We start from the raw sequence: 17,420 nt of genomic DNA on the forward strand, positions 1-17,420 counted from the left end.
CACCATCCGGCACACCACCATCCGGCACACCACCATCCGGCACACCCGCAAAATCCACCGCCAGATCCCACACCACCACACCCTCACCAACCACAGCCCCCACCAACGCCGCCGGACCCGCACCCTCCACCAGCACCACCGCCGGACCGCAATCCGCCAACATGAACGCCACCCGCTCCGCCGGATACGACGGATCCAACGGCACATACGCACCCCCCGCCTTCAACACCCCCAGCACCGCCGCCACCAAACCCACACCACGCTCCGCACAAACCCCCACCCGCACACCCGCACCCACACCCACCGACCGCAACCGGTAAGCGATCCGGTCCGCCCACCCGTTCAACTCCCCATACGTAACCCGCACATCACCATCAACCACCGCCACCGCATCAGGAGCCACCCCCACCCGCTCCTCGAACACCCCATGCAGGCACACCCCGGCATCGGCAGACACATCAGCCGGATTGAACCCCTCNGGTCCGGGAAAGCTCATCCAGAGCAGCGATCAGCAACGCACACACCCGCTCCGGATCCAGCCGGTCATCCACCTGAGCCGTGACAGCAAACCCAGCGTCCCCAGCACCGAGGTCGTCGACCGACACCACAACCGGATAGTTGGTGCGCTCCTCACTGTGCAGCACCTCGACCCGCCCACCGAGCCCGCCCGGGTCGGGGTCGACGGATTGCGGGCTGTGCCGGTAGTTCAGCAGGCTCGTGAACAGCGGCAGCCCGCTCGGGACCTGGCTGCACCCCTGCGCGAGCACCAGCGGCGCGTGCTCATGCTGCAACAGCTCGGACAGCAACCGCTGCGTGTCCCGGACAGCGTCCAGGACGCCCCGCCCGTTCACGTCGATCCGTACCGGCAGGGTGTTGATGAACAGGCCGAGGCCGCGTTCCGCACCGGCACCGGCCTGCATCCGCCCGAACAGCACCGTACCGAACNGGTGTCCTCGTCGGTCGTCGCAGTCGGCGAGTTGAAGGTGCGGACGACGGTCTCGTACTGGTCGGTCGGCAGGATGGGCAGCCGTGCCACCGGCTCACCGGCAAGGTCCACCATGGACTGCAGGAGTTCGAGATAGCAGCGCACCATCCGCTCGGCGGTGGTGCGGTCGAACAGCGCGGTGGCGTACTCCAGCGATCCTCCGACCGTGTCGCCGCTCTCCCGCAGCGACAGCATCAGGTCAACCCGGGAGGTCCCGTACGACGCGGTCGGCATGAGGCCGGTGCTCAGTCCGGTCAGCTCAGGAACCGGGCCGAGGTCCGGCAGCCAGGCGAACAGCACCTGGGTGAGCGGGTCGTGTGCGGGGCTGCGTACCGGGTTGGCCAGGTCGACGATCTCTTCGAAATGGACGTCCTGGTTCGCCATCGCGTCGAGCACCCGCCGGGTCACCCGGCGCAGCAGGTCACCGACGTCCGGCTGGCCGGTGAGGTCGACTCGGATCGGAAGGGTGTTGACGAAGAAGCCGATCAGGGCCTCGGCCTCCGGGCGACGCCGGGACGCGGACGGGATGCCGATCACCAGGTCCTCGTCGCCGCTGAGTCGGGACAGCAGCGCCGCCCAGCTCGACAGGAGCGTCATGAACAGCGTCGTGTCGTGCTGACGGGCCAGCTCCCTGAGCCGTCGCACCAGCTCGGGCGGTACGTCGATCGGGACGGCGTCGCCGGCCCGGTCCTGGTGCGCCGGGCGGGGCCGGTCCAGCGGGAGCCGGAGCGCGGCCGGTGCCCCGGTCAGCAACTCCCGCCAGTAGGACCGCTGCTTCTCCCGCTGCTCGGTGGACACCAGTCCGGCCTGCCAGGCGGCGTAGTCGCGGTACTGCATGGTGAGTTCCGGCAGCTCGGGGTCCCGGCCGCGGACCAGGGCGTCGTAGAGCGCGGCAAGCTCTCGGAGGAAGATGTGCACGGACCAGCCGTCGGAGACGATGTGATGCATGGTGATCAGCAGCGTGTGCCGGTCGTCGCCCTCGACGATCAGTCGGCCGCGAACCAGCGGGCCGACCGTGAGGTCGAACGGCTTGCGGGCCTCCTCCTCGGCCAGCCGGGCCAGATCGGTATCGTCGGAGGCCTGCTGTTCGAGCAGGTCGAACCGGACTCGGGCGGCGGGAATGACGCGCTGGACCGGCTGCCCGGCCTCGACCGCGAAGACGGCGCGCAGCGCGTCGTGCCGGGCGACAATGGTGTCCAGCGCCGTCCGCAGGGCCTCACGGTCCAGCCGTCCGCCGAGCCGCAGGCCGGTGGGCATGTGGTACGCCTCGCTGCCGCCGGGCAGCTGGGCGATGAACCACATACGGGTCTGGGTCAGCGGCACCACGGCCTCGTCGTCGCGGGCCGGTGCGTCGTCCGGGCCGGTGGCCGCCGCGGCGGTCACCTCGGTCGCGAAGGCGGCCAGCACCGGCCGGGCGAACAGCGCGGCGACCGCCACGTCCACGCCTGGAGCCTGCCGCAGCCGGGACATGACCTGGGTGGCCAGCAGGGAGTGGCCGCCTAGGTCGAAGAAGTTGTCGTACCGGCTGACCCGATCGACGCCGAGCAGGTCGGCCCAGATGTCGGCCAGCCGCTGCTCCACGTCTCCTTGCGGGGCCGAGTAGTCGCGGGTGACCAGGGCGTCGTCGGTCGGGGCCGGCAGCGATCGCCGGGCGATCTTGCCGGTCGGGGTGAGCGGCAGGCGGTCCAGCCGGACGAACGCGGTCGGCACCATGTATGGCGGCAGCGTCCGCGCCAGGTGCTCACGCAGATCCGCCGCATCGGAGGGTGCGCCGGTCGTGGCGGGGACGTAGTAGGCCACCAGCCGTTCGGCGCCGGGGGTGTCCTGACGGGCGAGGACGACGGCCTGGCCGACTGCCGGATGCTCGCGGAGTCCGGCCTCGATCTCCCCGAGCTCGACCCGGAAGCCGCGCACCTTCACCTGGAAGTCATTGCGCCCGAGGAACTCGATCGTGCCGTCCGGCAGCCACCGGCCCAGATCCCCGGTGCGGTACATCCGTTCACCAGGCCGCTCTGCGTACGGATTCGGCAGGAACCGTTGCGCGGTCAGCCCTGCCCGGTTGAGGTAGCCGTGCGCCAGGCCGTCACCGCCGAGGTGGAGCTCGCCGGTGACGCCGATCGGGACCGGACGGCCCCGCCCGTCCAGCAGGTAGCTCTGGGTGTTGGGCACGGGGCGGCCGATCGGGATGCTGCGCCGCCCGTCGGGCGGTTCCGGGATCTCGTACGAGGCGGCGAACGTGCTCTCCGTGGGCCCGTACCCATTGACGAGGTGCCGCGGCGGGTTCGACCGCAGCACCCGGGCGACCACCTCGGGGGTGAGCACGTCGCCGCCGACGACCAGGTGCCGCAACGCGCCGAAGTGCTCCGCGAGCCGGTCGGCGTACTCGTTGAACAGACCTGCGGTCAGCCACAGCAGATTGACGCCGTGCCGGGTGAGCGCCGCGCCGAAGCGACGCGGGTCGAGCACCTCGTCCCGGCCGATCACAGCGACCTGCCCGCCGCACAGCAGCGGTCCCCACAGTTCGAGGGTCGCCACGTCGAAGCTGGGGCTTGACGCGAACGCCGAGCAGGTGTCGGCGTCCATCGGTACCAGACCCCCGCTGACGACGAGCCGGACGATCGCGCGGTGCGGCAGCAGCACACCCTTGGGTGTCCCGGTGGACCCGGAGGTGTAGAGCACGTACGCCGCCGACTCGCTGCCGGGGCGCGGCGCGGTGGCCACCCGGGCGTGGCCGACGCGGTCGCGGTCGGCGTCGATCCGGCTGACTCCGGCGTACGACGGCAGGGTCGTCCCGCTGTCGCTCACCACGTACCGGGAGCCGCTGTCGCTGAGCAGGAATGCCAGCCGGTCGGCAGGGAGGTCCGGGTCCAGCGGGACACACGCCGCCCCGGCCTTGAGGACGGCGAGCTCAGCGGCGATCAGCTCGAGGGAGCGGTGCAGCGCCACGCCGACGTTGTCCCCGGCCCGCAGGCCACCGGTGGCAAGCAGCCCGGCCAGGTGTTCCGCCCACTCGTCCAGCTCCGCGTAGGTGATGGCGCGCTCACCGTGGACCGCGGCCACCCGGTCCGGCGTCCGCCGGGCCTGCGCCTCGAACAGCTCGTGCAGGCACAGGTCCCGGGGGAAGTCCAGCCTGTCGCCGGAGAAGTTGCCGGTCAGCTCCCGGTGTTCGGCGCCGCTGATCAGGTCGAAGCTCGAGATCGGATCGCCGGGCCGGTCGGCCAGGCTGCGCAGCAGGACCAGGAAGTGCTCCCGGAGCCGCACCACGTCGGCGGCGTCGAACGCGCTGGTGGCGTACTCGAACAGGCCGGTCAGGCCGGCCCCGGACTCGGAGACGATCAGCGACAGGTCGAACTTGGCCGTGCCCTCGACGGCGGCGTCGATGCGCCCCTCCAGGGTCACATGCGCGTCGAGGCCGGGCAGCAGGTCCGAGTCGGCGTCCGGGGTCAGCTGCGCGCTCTCGAAGATGAAGGCGGCCTGCACCAGCGGGTTCAGGTCGGTGCCGCCGGCCGCCCCGGCCGCGACCACCACGTCGGCGAACGGCACCTCGTGGCTGAAAGCGGCCGCCGTCTCGGCGGCGAGCCTGCCGAGCAGCTCGGTCGCGGCCGGGTCGCCGGACAGGTCGCAGCGCAGCACGACGGTGTTGGAGAAGAAGCCCATCATCTGCTGCAGCTCGGCCCGGTCCCGGCCGCTGGTGATCGTGCCGACGGCGAAGTCGTCCTGACCGGTGTGCCGCTGCAGCAGGGCGACCCAGGCCGCGAGCAGGACGGTGTACAGCGTGCAGCCGCAGGCCCTGGCCAAGGCGCGCAGGGCGTCGGCGAGCTCGGTCGGCAGCTCGAAGGATTCGGTGGCGCCGCGGCGGTTCGGCGCCGCGACCGGCCGCGGCCCGCTCCGCAGCGGCAGCGGCTCGAGCTGGTCGAGGTGCGCGGCCCACCAGTCCAGCGTCCGCCGGTACGCCGGGGTGTCGCGCCGAGTCCGCTGCCAGCGCGCGAAGTCGGTGTACTGCAGGGCCGGGACCGGCCGGTTGAGGGGCTCGCCGCGGACGGCCGCGCGGTAGTCCTCGACCAGTTCGGTGAGCAGCAGGCCGATCGACCAGCCGTCGGTGATGATGTGGTGCTGGGTCAGGGAGAGGATGTGGTCGTGGTCCGACCGGGTGATCAGGACCGCGCGCAGCGGCGGACCGGCGCCCAGGTCGAACGCCGTCCGCTGCTGGTCCGCGACGACGGTGTCCGTGACGTCGGCGGCGTCCGGTCGGCCGCGCAGGTCGAGGTGGCCCAGCTCGACGTCCGCGTCCGGGGACACCAGGGCGCGCGGCATCCCGTCCCGGTCGGTGAACCGGGTTCGCAGGACGGCGTGGCGGGCGACGATGCCGCGGAGGCAGGAGGCCAGTACGTCCCGGTCCAGTGGCCCGGTCCAGCGCAGCCGGAAATGCACGTTGTAGAGCGCGCTCGCGCCGTGGGACCGCTCGATCAGCCACAGGCCGGCCTGGCCGAGGGACAGCGGACTGGTGTCGTCGGCCCGGTCGCCGCCGGCCGGGCGGATCGGCGCTTCCGCCGCGCTGCGGCCCAGCGTCGCGGCCAGCTCGGCCTCGTGCCGGTCGATCGCCGACCGCAGCTCGCCGGTCAGCGCGCCGGGCGGCGCGTCGACCACGAGCCGGTTGTCGCCCAGCGCGAACCGGACACCCGCCTTCTCGGCAGTGGAGATCAGCTCGCTGACGTTCCATGCGGTGTCGAGGTACGCCGCCACCGCCGCCGGTGTCGGGTGGTCGTACAGCAGGGTGGGCGGCAGGGTGAGCCCGGTGACCGCGGCCAGCCGGTGGTGCAGCCGTATCGCCTGCAGGGAGTCGAGTCCGAGCTCACGCAGCGGACGGTCGGGCGGCACGCTGTCGGCGGGCGACCGGCCGAGTACGGCAGCCGCCTCGCCGGCGACCACGTCCCGCAGCAGGGGACCGCGGGCCGCGCCGGGCGTCTGCTCGAGCCGCGGTCGCAGGGGCGAGTCGGGGTCGCTGTCGGCCGGGGCAGCCGCCGGCCAGCGCAGCACGGCCTTGAGCTCGCCGTTGCGCAGCAGGTCGCGGGTGTGCCGTCGGCGCAGCTTTCCGCTCGAGGTCTTGGGCAGCGCGCCCGGCCGGATCAGGGCGACCTCACGGGTGCTCAGCTCGTGTGCGTCCCAGATGGACTCGGCCAGGTCCTCGGCGACCTTGGTGAGGTCGCCGCGCAGGTGGCCGCCCTTCACCTCGGCGACGATGCCGAGCTGTTCTCCGATGTCGTCGGCGAGGGCGACGGCGATGCTGTTGCCGGACCGGATCGCCGGATGCTCCTCGACCGTCGCCTCGAGATCCTGCGGGTAGTGGTTCCGGCCGGCCACGATGATGAGATCCTTCAGCCGGCCGGTGACGTACAGCTCGCCGTCGCGCAGAAAGCCCAGATCACCGGTACGCAGGAAGTCGTGGCCGACTCGGGACGGCAGCTTCGCTCCGAAGGCTGCGGCCGTCGCCTCCGGGTTGTTCCAGTAGCCCTGGGTGATACTCTCCCCGGCCAGCCAGATCTCGCCCACCTCGTCGGGGCCGCACTCGCGGAGCGTCTCCGGGTCGGCGATGGCCACGGTGAACCCGAGCGACGGGCGGCCGCAGCTCACCACGGTCCGGCCGGCCGACCCGGTCGCGGCGGCGACCACGCTGTTCTGTTCGAGCGCGGCCGGGTCGACCGCAATCCCCGGCTCGGCGCCCAGGGGGCCGTTCGAGACGGAGAGGGTCGCCTCGGCCAGGCCGTACGAAGGATAGAACGACGATCGGCGGAACCCTGCCGGGGCGAACTGGCGGCTGAAGCTCTCCAGTGTCGCCGGCCGGATCGGCTCGGCCGCGTTGACGACCGTTTCCAAGGTGGACAGGTCGAGTCCGGTCAGATCGTCGGCGGTCGCCCGGCCGCAGCACAGCTCGTACGCGAAGTTCGGCCCGTGCACCAGCGTGGCCCGGTACCGGGAGATCGCCCGCAGCCAGCGCGTCGGGTCGCGGATGAAGGCCGCCGGTGGCATCAGGGCCGCGAACAGCCCCTGCCAGAGCGGCATGAGCAGCGCGCCGATCAGGCCCATGTCGTGGTGGATCGGCAGCCAGCTGACGATGCGGGTGCCCGGGTTGACGCGCGACGACCGGGCCATCATCGCGATGTTCACGGCCAGGTTCCGGTGGTTGACGACGACACCCCGCGGCGTGCTCGTCGAACCGGACGTGTACTGCAGGAAGGCGACACCGCCGGGCTCGGGCGCGGCGGGAGTCCACTCGTCGGCGCCGGTCCGCAGATCCGGCACGGTCGACCAGCGGATGCCCATGAACGATTCGCCGGGCCGCACCCCGAACCGGCCGACCGTGTCGGCGTCAGCGAGCACGAGGGCCGCGCCCGAGTCCTCGACGATCCCAGCCAGCCGGTCGACGTGCCGAGTGGATCCGGGCGCGGGTACCGGAACCGCGATGATCCCGGCGTAGAGGCAGCCCAGGAAGGCCGCCACGAAGTCCGGGCTCGACGAGCAGCACAGCAGCGCACGGTCGCCGGGTCCGGCCAGTTCACGCAGTCCCGCGGCGACCTGGCACGCGGCCCGGTCGATCTCGGCGTAGGTCAGCCGCGCCTGCTCGTGCTCGCCGTCCGGCAGGAACGCCAGGGCGACGTGTTCGGGCCGGTGCGCGGCCCACCACCGCACCGCGTCGACCAGTGCCGGAAAGTCCGGATAGAACAGCTCACGAGTCGGCGTCACAGTGGCTCTCCCTCTCCTGTGTGCGATTCCAGATATGCGTTTCCGGACGCAGGACCACACCCGGCGCGGCGCCCTGAAATGATTGGATTCACCTTGGGCGCGCAACCCGCAATGGAAAAACCCTGCACCGGAATTCAGTTGGACGGTTCCTTCCGGTACCGCCGTCCCGCCGATGCAGGTCGATACATCGTGATCTGCGCCCAGGGCCGATGTATAGGTGGCCGGGCATTTCGCTCAGCACGCATTCAGCGCACGTTCAGAGCCGTGCGACCCGGCGGAACCGGTCGGCCGCGACACTGGAATCCGGGTGGCCGGGCGCTGCCCGGTCGGCGGGGTCGCGCCGGACCCGAAGCGGAACATCCGCGCCCCACTTACCGATCGCGGCGGACGAACGCCCGCGCCGGCACCGCGCACATCCCGACCGTGAGCACCGCGGTGATGCAGTATTGGCTGCCGTGACCCGGCTCGGCGAGCCGCGGGCAGCCGGCGGACAAGTGGCCGAGCCCTGGACAGGTCACCTCGTGAAGGCGGGGGCCAAAGGACGACCGAGCGGTGTGATGCGATCAGGTCGTCGATACGGCGGTCGATCCTCCACCGGGACCAGGTGGGGATTGCACACCGGGGTCGGGCCGTTGAGCGGGCGGAAATTCGCCAAGACCTCCACACGGCGGTGCGGGTCCTCGGCAATGGAAGTGAGGGGACTGCCTCCGGGACAGGACGGGCCCGATAGTTGGGCGTCGGGTCGGCGCCCGCCCGGCACCGGTGATTTCATTGAGCTGAACCAATCCGGTGTGATCCGCGTGACTGCAGGCATGAACAGCCACCCCGAACACCACCGCAGCCCTCAGAAGTCCTCCCGCGTGCGCGGACGCCGCCCGCCCCGCGGAGAACCCGTGCTGGAACGGGCCTTTCGCCTGCTCGCCTGCTTCGAGCCCCAGACCCCGGTACGGTCCCTGACCGCCCTGGCGGCACATGCGCGCCTGCCCAAGGCCACCGCGCTGCGCCTGGCCCGCCAACTGGTGGAGCAAGGCGCCTTGGAGCGCACGGATGCCGGCCACTACACCATCGGCTTACGCCTGCTGGAACTCGCATCCCTCGCCCCGCGCGGCCACGGCCTGCGCGACACCGCCCTGCCCTACCTGGAAGACCTCCATCACGCCACCCGCCAGCATGTGCAGCTGGTGGTGCGCGAAGGCTTGGACGGTGTGCTGGTCGAGCGGCTGTCCGCACGCGACGCACAGCCCATCATGTACCGCGTCGGCGGTCGGATACCGCTCAACGCCACCGCGCCCGGGCTGGTCCTGCTGGCCTTCGCCCCCACCAGCGTGCAAGAGGAGTACCTCGCCGGCAGCAGGCCGACCGAGGAGGACGAGAACGACCGGCACCCCACCGGCGAGGCGCTGAGAGCCGAGCTTGCCGCCGTGCGCCGCGACCGGTTCGCGGTGTACTCCCGCCGCCAATGGGACATACCCATGACCGGGGTGTCCGCCCCCGTCCTGGACCGGCATGACACCATCGCCGCCGTCTCGGTCGTCACCCCGTCCCAGCAGATCCCGCCGACGGGCCACATCCCCGCCGTGGTGGCCGTGGCCCGCGCCATCACCCGCGCCCTGGCCCAAACCGCGCCCGCCCTCTCGCAGTAGCCGCAGACCTGTGAACGGGTCCTGCCCAGATGGCTGTGCGCCGACCGTGCTCACGGAACGGTGACCACGGCCTTGCCGCGAGCGTGGCCCTGCTCCACATGGCGCACGCCCTCGGCCGTGTCGGCGAGGGGGTAGATCCGGTCGACCACCGGGGTGAGCTTGCCGGCCTCGATGAGCGCGGTGACGGCGAGCAGGTCCTCGTGGGTCGGTCCGGCCGGGGCCGCCGGGTGGATCAGGCGCAGCCGCTGCCGGACGCACGTGTTGAACGCGATCAGTTGCAGCATGGAGCCCACCGCGCCGAACGCGTGGCCGGGCGAGCCGCCGCCGTTGGCCACCAGGGTCCCTGTCGAGGTGAGCGCCTTGCGCAGTCGGCTCAGCGGGCGGTTGCCCACGTTGTCCAGGATCACGTCGTAGTGCACGCGTCCGTCCGTGAAGTCCTCCCGGGTGTAGTCGACGACGTGCGCGGCACCGAGTGAGCGCACCAGTTCGACGTTGCGGGTGCTGCACACCCCGGTGACCTCCGCGCCCAGGGCCGCGGCGATCTGCACGGCAAACGTGCCCACGCCGCCTGCGGACCCGTTGACCAGCACCCGCTGCCCGGGCCGCACCCGGCCCACGGTCCGGATGCCACGCAGAGCGGTCACCGCCCCCATCGGCACGGCTGCGGCCTCCTCGAAGGTCAGGCTCGCGGGCTTGGGCACCAGCAGATCCGTCGTGGTGCGCGCGTACTCGGCGAAGGAGCCCGGGCAGAAGCCCATCACCTCGTCGCCCGGCTCGAACCCGCGCACGTCGGCGCCGACCGCCGCCACACGTCCGGCGGCGTCGATCCCGGCCACCCGGGACTTCGGCCGGGTCAGTCCCACAGCTCCCATCAGCCGCGCCACCAAGGGGTCGCCGCGCATCATGTGCCAGTCGTACGGGTTGAGCGCGGCGGCGTGCACCCGCACCAGCACCTGGTTCGCCCCGACCCCGGGCCGGTCGGTGTCCGCCAACTGCAGGATGTCCGGCGGGCCGAACCGCTCCTGAACGATCGCCTTCATCGGGTCCCCCCCCATCACCTCGTGATCGACGCTGTCGCCGTGTTCGCCGAGTACTGCACCGGCCGACCGGTGGCGAGCACTGGAGATGTACGGCGTACACCTCCGGAGAGTAGGTGTACGGCGTACACCCGTCAAGGGGTGAGGAGGCCGGGTTCGAGGCGCGCCGTGCGCAAGCGGGAATCGACGCCGCAGACCACGCAGGGTGCCGTGCGCCCTTGCGGGAGGAGCGCGGAAGTCGACGGCTGAAGGCCTCGGGGATGTGCTGCCGGGACCCTTCACCGGTGGGTCAGGTCGTGCCCCGGAGCCGCTCGAGGCCGTCCAGCGTCAGGTCCAGAGCGAATTCGAACTCGAACTGGTCGTCGCAGCCCGAGCCGACCACGGACTCCTGGCTGTGGGCGACCGCCATGGCCAGTTCGGTGACGTGGGGGTAGCGCGCGGCCATCTCCTGCGGCGCCATCGCGTCCGGATCCGGCTCGCGGTCGGAGGTGTCCTCGAACAGCTCCTGGGAGAAGCCCAGTAGGCGGCTGCCCATGACGTGCATCGCGTGATGGACCAGGTCGATCGAGAACCCCCCGGCCCGGAAGATCCCGATCATCGAGTCCAGGTACTCCATCACCGCAGGGGTCGGCATGGCCCGGGCCTTGATCCGCGACTCGACGACCTCGCACGCCCACGGGTGGCGCAGCAGCATGCGGCGGGCCGACAGCACCCGCCGGCGAATGGCGGTCTTCCAGTCGGTGTCGCCGGCCGGCGGGTCGATCTCGCCGACGACGGCGTCGATCATGCCGTCCAGCAACTCATTCTTGTTGGCCACGTGCTTGTACAACGCCATCGGCACGACGCCGAGCATCTGCGCGATCTTGCGCATACTGAGCGCGTCGACTCCGCCTTCATCGGCCAGGGCGATGGCGGCGCTCAGAACCCGCTCCTTGCTCAAGGGCGCGCGGGGCTTCGCGGCGGCGCCGGCCTGCGTGGCCATCTCCACCATCCCCTCTCGCACGGGCAGGGCCCGCAGCCGACCGTCTCCCCCTGGAGGAATGTACAGCGTCCACCCGGTCCACTCCCACGACAGGTATACGCGGACATCCACAGCATGACGGGATGACTGGAGGGGCGCGATGTCGCGGCCGCCACGGCCGTCGCCGGCCTCACCGGCGCAAGCGCCGGGACCGCACCCTTCAGCGCAGGCCGGCCGCCGCACGTTCCCGGCGGCCACCAGTCCTCGCCGAGCAGGCGTCGGTTCTCTCGGTGAAGGCGCGGTGGATCGCGCGTACCGCGCCCGGCCGCTCCATGAGCTCCATAACCCATGGGCCCGTGACGGTCCGCCAACTGTCGTCTGCCGACTGCCGGTTGAGCAAAGTGCGCGGTCGGCCTCCTCAATGACTGAGTGCGATTCACAATAGCCGAGCCATCCTGCCGGGCCCGGTGGTTGAACCATCTGACGGGCATTCGGAGGATTCACGCGAGGGCGCATTTCACGGAAAGAGGAATGGCCCTTCCCAGTTTCCGGTTCGCGCATCCCCGAGCAATGCACACGTCTGCCTGTCACCGGCTCCGGAGCTGAGTGGGCATACATGTGCGCAGCTCAGGAGGGGTGCCGCAGGGCGGCTACGGCGAGCGTGCGGTCCGCTGAGGCTCGTGTACACCGCGCAGCGCCGATTGCAAGGCCTTGGCCAACCATCTTCTCGTAAGGGCCCTTGACAAAACTCTGGCCAGCAGGAATAAGCTCATACCCGCATTTGATTTCATCCTGAAACAAAAGAAGGGCGCTGGAGTGGAGAGCAGTGATGCCCGACTCGCCAATCGAGCGGCCGTACTGAACGAGCTGCTGTCCCGGGACACGGCCACCCGTGTCACGATCGCCGTTCGGACGGGGCTGAGCAAGGCCACCGTCTCCCGCGTCACCGACGACCTCATCCAGGAGGGGCTTGTCCGCGAGAACGGTCCGCTGCCGGGTTCCGGCCCCGGCCGGCAGGCGCTGGCGCTGAGTATCGCGGGCGAGGACAAGTACGTGTGCGGGGTCGACCTCGGCGGCAGCAACACCCGCTTCCTGGTGACCGACGTCGCCGGCCGGGTCCGCGCCTGGGCCCGTGAGGCCACTCCTCGCACCGCCACGACCGCCGAGACCGCCCGGTGGCTCACCGATCGAGTCACCGCTCTGGTCGGATCCGGCGAGCTCCACGTGACCGCGATCGGCCTTCCCGGCGCGGTGCACCCCATCACACAGAGCGTGCGGACCGTCCCCAACCTTCCGCAGGTGGCGGGGACCGCGTTCACCGAGACCGTGGCGGCGGCCCTGCCCGGCACCACGATCTTCGACAACGACGCCAATGTGGCGCTGCTCGGGGAGGTCACCGCTGGCGCGGCCCGCGGGCGCGGGACCGCGGTCATGATCAGCATCGGTACGGGGCTGGGCGCCTCCGTCTACCTCGACGGACGGTTGCTGACGGGACGCACCGGGGCGGTGGGCGAATTCGGGGTCCTGCCGTATGCGGACGGCACCTTGGAGAGCGTGATGTCCGGTGCCGGGATGGTGGACAGGGCGCGGCGGCTGGGCTTCGAGGTCCGGGACGCCGTGCAGATCTTCGACCGGGGGGAACCGCAAGCCGTTCTGCGCGACGCCACCGCCGCCCTGCTCAGCATGGTGACCACGCTCAAAGTCGCGTACGAACCGGAGGTCGTGGTGCTGGGCGGGGGGGTCGCGCCCAGGCTGGCCGCCAGGCTCGATGCTCTGAGCTGGTTGCTGGACGATCCCACCCCCGAACCCCCGGAGATCGCACTGTCGACCCTCGGTGACCCGGCGGGAGCGATCGGTGCCCTGGTGGCCGCACTCCACTGCCACTACCGGGCCTTCGACATACACACGCCTGATCTCGGCGGTGTCGCCACTACCCTGCTGCGCTCTCTGCCAGGTGAGGAGTCCCATGTTCCTGCGCCGTCTGCGTGAAACCAACCCCGGGCTGGCGGCCGCCGCCGTACGCCTGCACCAGGAGGAGGCTCTTCTCGCCAACACCTACCTGCTCGATCTCGACGCCCTGCACGCGAACGCCTCCGCTCAGGTGTCCGAGGCCGCGCGGCACGGACTGTCTCTCTATGCCATGGCCAAGCAGTTCGGTCGCAACCCGGACGCGCTGCGCACCCTCGCCGAGGCAGGCATCGACCGTGCGGTGTGCGTCGATCTCCAGGGCATGGAGGCCGTGCTCCGGGCCGGAACCCGCGTCGGCCACGTGGGCCACCTCGTGCAACCCCACCGCGGCAGCGAGGACGCCGTGCTCGCCGCGGAACCCGAGGTCGTCACGCTCTTCGACGAGCGGATCGCGGCCCGGATCGGCGCGGCGGCCGTGCGGGCCGGGCGGGTTCAGCCGATACTGCTGCGGGTCCGCGGCCCCGAGGACAGCTACTACTTCGGCCACGCGGGCGGATTCCCCCTGGCAGACATCGAGAAGTCCGCGGCGCTGGTCGACGGGATCGACGGGCTGCGGGTGGCGGGAGTCACGAACTTTCCCTGCATGGCCGCGGACCAGGCGACCCGCTCCGTGCGGCCCACCCGCAATTTCGCGACTCTCGTCGAAGCCGCGGACCGGCTGCGGACCGCCGGATTCGAGATCACCCAGGTCAACGCCCCGGGGACCACGTCGGCCGGGACGTTCGCCGAGCAGGCCCGGTACGGCGCCACTCATGTCGAACCGGGCAACGGACTGCACGGCACCACTCCCCTGCATCGCTTCGACCCCTGCCAGCCCGAGATCCCAGCGATCGTCTACGTCTCCGAGGTGTCCCACCTGGACGGCGACCACGCCTACGTCTTCGCGGCCGGCTACTACGTCGACAAGGTCCTCGGCGACTACCGGCTGACCGCCTTGTGCGGTTCCGACCCGGACAACCTCAACGAGTTCGAGGTGGAGACCGCGGACGCGGGGGCCATCCACTACTACTGCCGGCTGCGCGACGCGCGGCGCCGGGGCGTCCGCGTCGGCGACTCGGTCGTCTTCTGCTTCCGCCCGCAGGTCTTCGTCACGCGTGGACGTACGCAGGCCGTGGCCGGAATCCACCCCAGGAATGCCGCGGGACCGGCGGCACGCCTGGATCTACGGGGCGTCTACGACGGGGAGGCCCGTCCTGTCACCGGGGTGGCGTGAGCCACCCCACCGCCGCAAGGAGATCCACAATGGACAACCAACCCTCAAGACTGCGCAGCGGCGCGCTCGGCGCCCTCGGCGCCGCAGCCATAGCCATGGCGTTCATGGGCCCCGCGACCAGTGTCTTCTTCAACACACCCCTGGCGGCCGCGGCCGCCGGCTATGCCCTGCCACTGGCGATCCTGCTCGCCCTGGTGGTCTGCCTTCTCGTCGCGTCCGTCATCGCGTCCTTCGCCCGCAAGCTGCCGACGGCCGGCTTCGCCTACACCTTCAACACCCACGGCTTCGGCCGACGCGGCGGCTTCCTGTCCGGCTGGCTGCTGCTCCTGGCCTACGGCATGGTCGGCCCCATGCTCCTGTCGGCGATCGGATCGTTCACCTCCACCTTCTTCCGGGACGAGTTCCACAGGGACGTGCCGTGGTGGAGCCTGACCTTGTTCTACGGGGCGGCCATCTGGGGCATCAGCGCCCTGGGGGTCTCCCAGTCGGCCAAGACAGCGCTCATCTTCCTGGTTCTGGAAGTCGGGGTGATGGTCTCGCTCTTCGCCATCGTCCTGGGCAAGGGGGGCGCCGACGGGCTCAGCCTGGCCCCGCTGACGCCAGGGGCATCCGCAGGCGGTATCGCCGGCCTCGGCAAGGGGATGCTGTGGGGGGTCCTGATGTTCATCGGGTTCGAATCCGCGGCCACGCTCGGCGAGGAGGCCAGGTCGGCACGGCGCGCCATCCCGATCGCACTGTTCACCGCCGTGCTCGCCATCGGCGCCTTCTATGTGCTGTCCGGCTACACGGCCGCCGTCGGCTTCGGCGACCATGGCGGCCTGGCCAAGGACAGTGAGCCGTGGACGACACTGATGAGCAAGTACTGGGGTCTGGGCTGGCTGCTTGCGCTCACCGTGCTCAACAGCATGTTCGCCAACCTGATCTCCGGTGTCACCGCGCAGGTCCGGGTGGTCTTCGCGATGGGCCGGGAGGGCCTCATCCCGCGTCGGCTCGGAGTGATCGGCGCCCGGCTCGTACCGCAGGCCGCTCTCGGCTTCTACATGGCCTTCTCGCTGTCGGCCGCGCTGATCGGCGGGGTCTGGATCTCCCCGCTGGGCATGTACGGCTTCGCGGGCACCATTGTCGGTCTGAGCATGGTCGTGGTCTACATCACCATGAGCCTGGCTCTGATCCGCTTCTACCTCCGTGAACATCGGGCGGAGTTCTCCGCGCTGCGTCAAGGAGTGGTTCCCGTCGCAGCGGCCCTGCTGCTCCTGCTCCCCGTCTACGGCCAACTGGACCCCCTGCCCACCGGACCGAACAGGGTAGCGCTGTTCCTGATCGTCGGCTGGATGGCGGCGGGGCTGGCGTACCTGGTGTGGATAGGGGCCAGCCGGCCCGACCTGCTGTCCGCCATGGGCAGGGTCTGGGGTGACGAACCGGCTGAAGTCTCGCCCGTGGCTCAGGTCTGAGCCGGACTCGTGGGCTGATGGGCCGAGTGTGCTCGGCCGGTGAGTGGGTCCTGTCCTCGCGTGCACGGGCCGCGGGGACAGGATTCTCAGGGATGCCGCGCCTGCACGGCGACCCGAGGCGTCATGCGGCGGCGATACCCTCCATGCCGCCCGAATCGGGTGAGAAACGCGGCAGACCCTCGGTGGCCTTGGTGACCAGGGTCAATGTGCCGTTGGCCTCGACCCGGAAGCCGTCGACGTTGCCGGTCGTGGCGTTCTGTACGTAGAGGAAGGCGCCGTCAGCGGAGGCGGCGATGTCGATCGCGCCACGGGAGTCGGCCGACAACGGCACCGCTTGCCTGGCCACCACGCCGACCTTCCCGGCCGGGTTCACCGAGTAGGCGGTCACCGCTGAGTTGCCGGTGCTCGCGCCGTAGAAGAAGCCACCCGCGGCCTCGATCCAGCACAGGGTGTTCTGTCCGTTCGGCACCGCGGCCGACACGGTGGTCAGCTTGCCCTGGGCGCTGACCTCGTAGGTGCTGACCGTCGACTTCTCGGCTTCGGTGACGATCATCCGGCCGCCCTGGTCGAAAGTGAAGCCGAAGGGGACATTGCCCGCCGACTTGTTGGATACGGCCCTTTCCGCGAGGGTGCCGTCGGCCGCGACCGGGAAGACCTCGATCGTATTGGTCTTCTTGATGGTCACAGCGAGATTCTTGCCGTCGGGCGTGAATGAGACCTGGGCGGGGTTGTCGGTGAAGACCGGGACGGTGGGGCCCTTGAAGCCGAGCAGTCGCTTCGAGTCGGGCATGGGCTTCAGGCCCCTGTCGGTGATGGTGAAGCCCTGCACCGAGGTGTCGCCGCCGCCGTTCAGCACATACGCCGTGTCACCGTGCACCGCCACCGACAACGGGAAGTCGCCTCCAGAGGAGGCAGAGTGGCGGCCCGAGAGCTTCTGGCCGGACACGTTGAAGGAGGTGACCGAGCCACTGCCCGCGTTGACGGCGAGCAACTGGTGGTGACGCGCGGCGTAGACCAAGGAGCCCTGCGAGGCGAGGGCGTCGGTGGGCGCTCCTGTGGCGACCGCGCCCTTTCCACCGGTCGGATAGGTACGGGCGGCGGTCAGTTCGCCGGTATCGGAGCGCTTGAAGACGTGGATGGTGTTGCCGGACACCTCGTTGCCCTGGACGAATACCGCGTGGTCGGCGCCAGTGGCCTCGGCGGGATTGTGTTCCTCGCCGGCGGTGGCCAGGCTTAACGTCGCCACAGTGGCTGCCACCGTGATCACGGCGACGGACAGGCCGACCACGCGGCTCTTCATACGGGTCCTGCGGCGTGTGCTCATTTCGCGGATGCCTCCTGAGTGGGGGAACGGGTATCACCCTGGAGAGCTGGGCAGGAGGACACGGGCGGTTCCGGGGACACGTCATGATTTCGTAAGG

At 70.7% G+C, this 17,420-nt stretch carries 10 protein-coding genes; 4 read left to right on the forward strand and 6 right to left on the reverse strand.

The features are described 5' to 3' along the window. From IEY86_RS19775 to IEY86_RS19785, 3 genes are all read right to left on the reverse strand, one after another. Nucleotides 1-496, reverse strand: a 496-nt coding sequence (locus IEY86_RS19775) for an AMP-binding protein (protein WP_189133100.1), incomplete at its 3' end; no start/stop codon positions are given. Continuing rightward, nucleotides 459-920 (reverse strand): condensation domain-containing protein, encoded by a 462-nt coding sequence (locus IEY86_RS19780; RefSeq protein WP_189133101.1) that lies wholly within the window; start codon nt 918-920, stop codon nt 459-461. The genes IEY86_RS19780 and IEY86_RS19775, both read right to left, overlap by 38 nt. Further along, a complete protein-coding gene (locus IEY86_RS19785) occupies nt 848-7,786 on the reverse strand; it encodes a non-ribosomal peptide synthetase (protein WP_444545850.1) in 6,939 nt (2,312 codons plus the stop codon). The genes IEY86_RS19780 and IEY86_RS19785 overlap by 73 nt, the downstream gene beginning before the upstream one ends. Nucleotides 7,787-8,538: 752 nt before the next feature. On the opposite strand from IEY86_RS19785, the gene IEY86_RS19790 reads away from it, so the two are divergent. Beyond that, the gene (locus IEY86_RS19790) at nt 8,539-9,369 is read left to right on the forward strand and encodes an IclR family transcriptional regulator (RefSeq protein ID WP_189133103.1); all 831 of its coding nucleotides are present in this window, start codon (nt 8,539-8,541) and stop codon (nt 9,367-9,369) included. A 50-nt stretch (nt 9,370-9,419) separates the two neighbouring features. Here IEY86_RS19790 and IEY86_RS19795 read toward each other — a convergent pair whose 3' ends face one another. Further along, nucleotides 9,420-10,409 carry an NAD(P)-dependent alcohol dehydrogenase gene (locus tag IEY86_RS19795; protein WP_189133104.1) on the reverse strand — a complete coding sequence of 330 codons (990 nt, stop codon included), beginning with the start codon at nt 10,407-10,409 and terminating at the stop codon, nt 9,420-9,422. A gap of 286 nt (nt 10,410-10,695) precedes the next feature. Beyond that, complete coding sequence (locus IEY86_RS19800) at nt 10,696-11,397, reverse strand: TetR/AcrR family transcriptional regulator C-terminal domain-containing protein (RefSeq protein WP_189133243.1); 702 nt, start codon at nt 11,395-11,397, stop codon at nt 10,696-10,698. A 786-nt stretch (nt 11,398-12,183) separates the two neighbouring features. On the opposite strand from IEY86_RS19800, the gene IEY86_RS19805 reads away from it, so the two are divergent. Genes IEY86_RS19805 through IEY86_RS19815 form a run of 3 tightly spaced genes read left to right on the forward strand, consistent with a single transcriptional unit; the run spans nt 12,184 to nt 15,999 of the window. Continuing rightward, nucleotides 12,184-13,356 carry an ROK family transcriptional regulator gene (locus tag IEY86_RS19805; RefSeq protein WP_189133105.1) on the forward strand — a complete coding sequence of 391 codons (1,173 nt, stop codon included), beginning with the start codon at nt 12,184-12,186 and terminating at the stop codon, nt 13,354-13,356. Continuing rightward, nucleotides 13,334-14,548: an alanine racemase gene (locus IEY86_RS19810; RefSeq protein WP_189133106.1), complete on the forward strand. Its 1,215-nt coding sequence runs from the start codon at nt 13,334-13,336 to the stop codon at nt 14,546-14,548. Before IEY86_RS19805 ends, IEY86_RS19810 begins: the two co-directional genes overlap by 23 nt. A gap of 29 nt (nt 14,549-14,577) precedes the next feature. Beyond that, nucleotides 14,578-15,999, forward strand: a complete 1,422-nt coding sequence (locus IEY86_RS19815; protein ID WP_229698595.1) for an APC family permease — start codon at nt 14,578-14,580, stop codon at nt 15,997-15,999. 121 nt (nt 16,000-16,120) lie between these two features. On the opposite strand, the gene IEY86_RS19820 is transcribed toward IEY86_RS19815, so the two are convergent. Then, nucleotides 16,121-17,323, reverse strand: coding sequence for a lactonase family protein (locus IEY86_RS19820; RefSeq protein WP_229698596.1), 1,203 nt, complete (start codon nt 17,321-17,323; stop codon nt 16,121-16,123). Nucleotides 17,324-17,420: the final 97 nt, after the last annotated feature.

This window comes from Wenjunlia tyrosinilytica (genome assembly GCF_014646055.1).
Taxonomy (GTDB): domain Bacteria; phylum Actinomycetota; class Actinomycetes; order Streptomycetales; family Streptomycetaceae; genus Wenjunlia; species Wenjunlia tyrosinilytica.

What these genes read in the sequence shown, in the direction of transcription:
- IEY86_RS19820 (WP_229698596.1), bottom strand. Translation starts at nt 17,323, where the DNA reads ATGAGCACACGCCGCAGGACCCGTATGAAGAGCCGCGTGGTCGGCCTG.
- IEY86_RS19810 (WP_189133106.1), top strand. Translation starts at nt 13,334, where the DNA reads ATGTTCCTGCGCCGTCTGCGTGAAACCAACCCCGGGCTGGCGGCCGCC.
- IEY86_RS19815 (WP_229698595.1), top strand. Translation starts at nt 14,578, where the DNA reads ATGGACAACCAACCCTCAAGACTGCGCAGCGGCGCGCTCGGCGCCCTC.
- IEY86_RS19795 (WP_189133104.1), bottom strand. Translation starts at nt 10,409, where the DNA reads ATGAAGGCGATCGTTCAGGAGCGGTTCGGCCCGCCGGACATCCTGCAG.
- IEY86_RS19800 (WP_189133243.1), bottom strand. Translation starts at nt 11,397, where the DNA reads ATGGTGGAGATGGCCACGCAGGCCGGCGCCGCCGCGAAGCCCCGCGCG.
- IEY86_RS19790 (WP_189133103.1), top strand. Translation starts at nt 8,539, where the DNA reads ATGAACAGCCACCCCGAACACCACCGCAGCCCTCAGAAGTCCTCCCGC.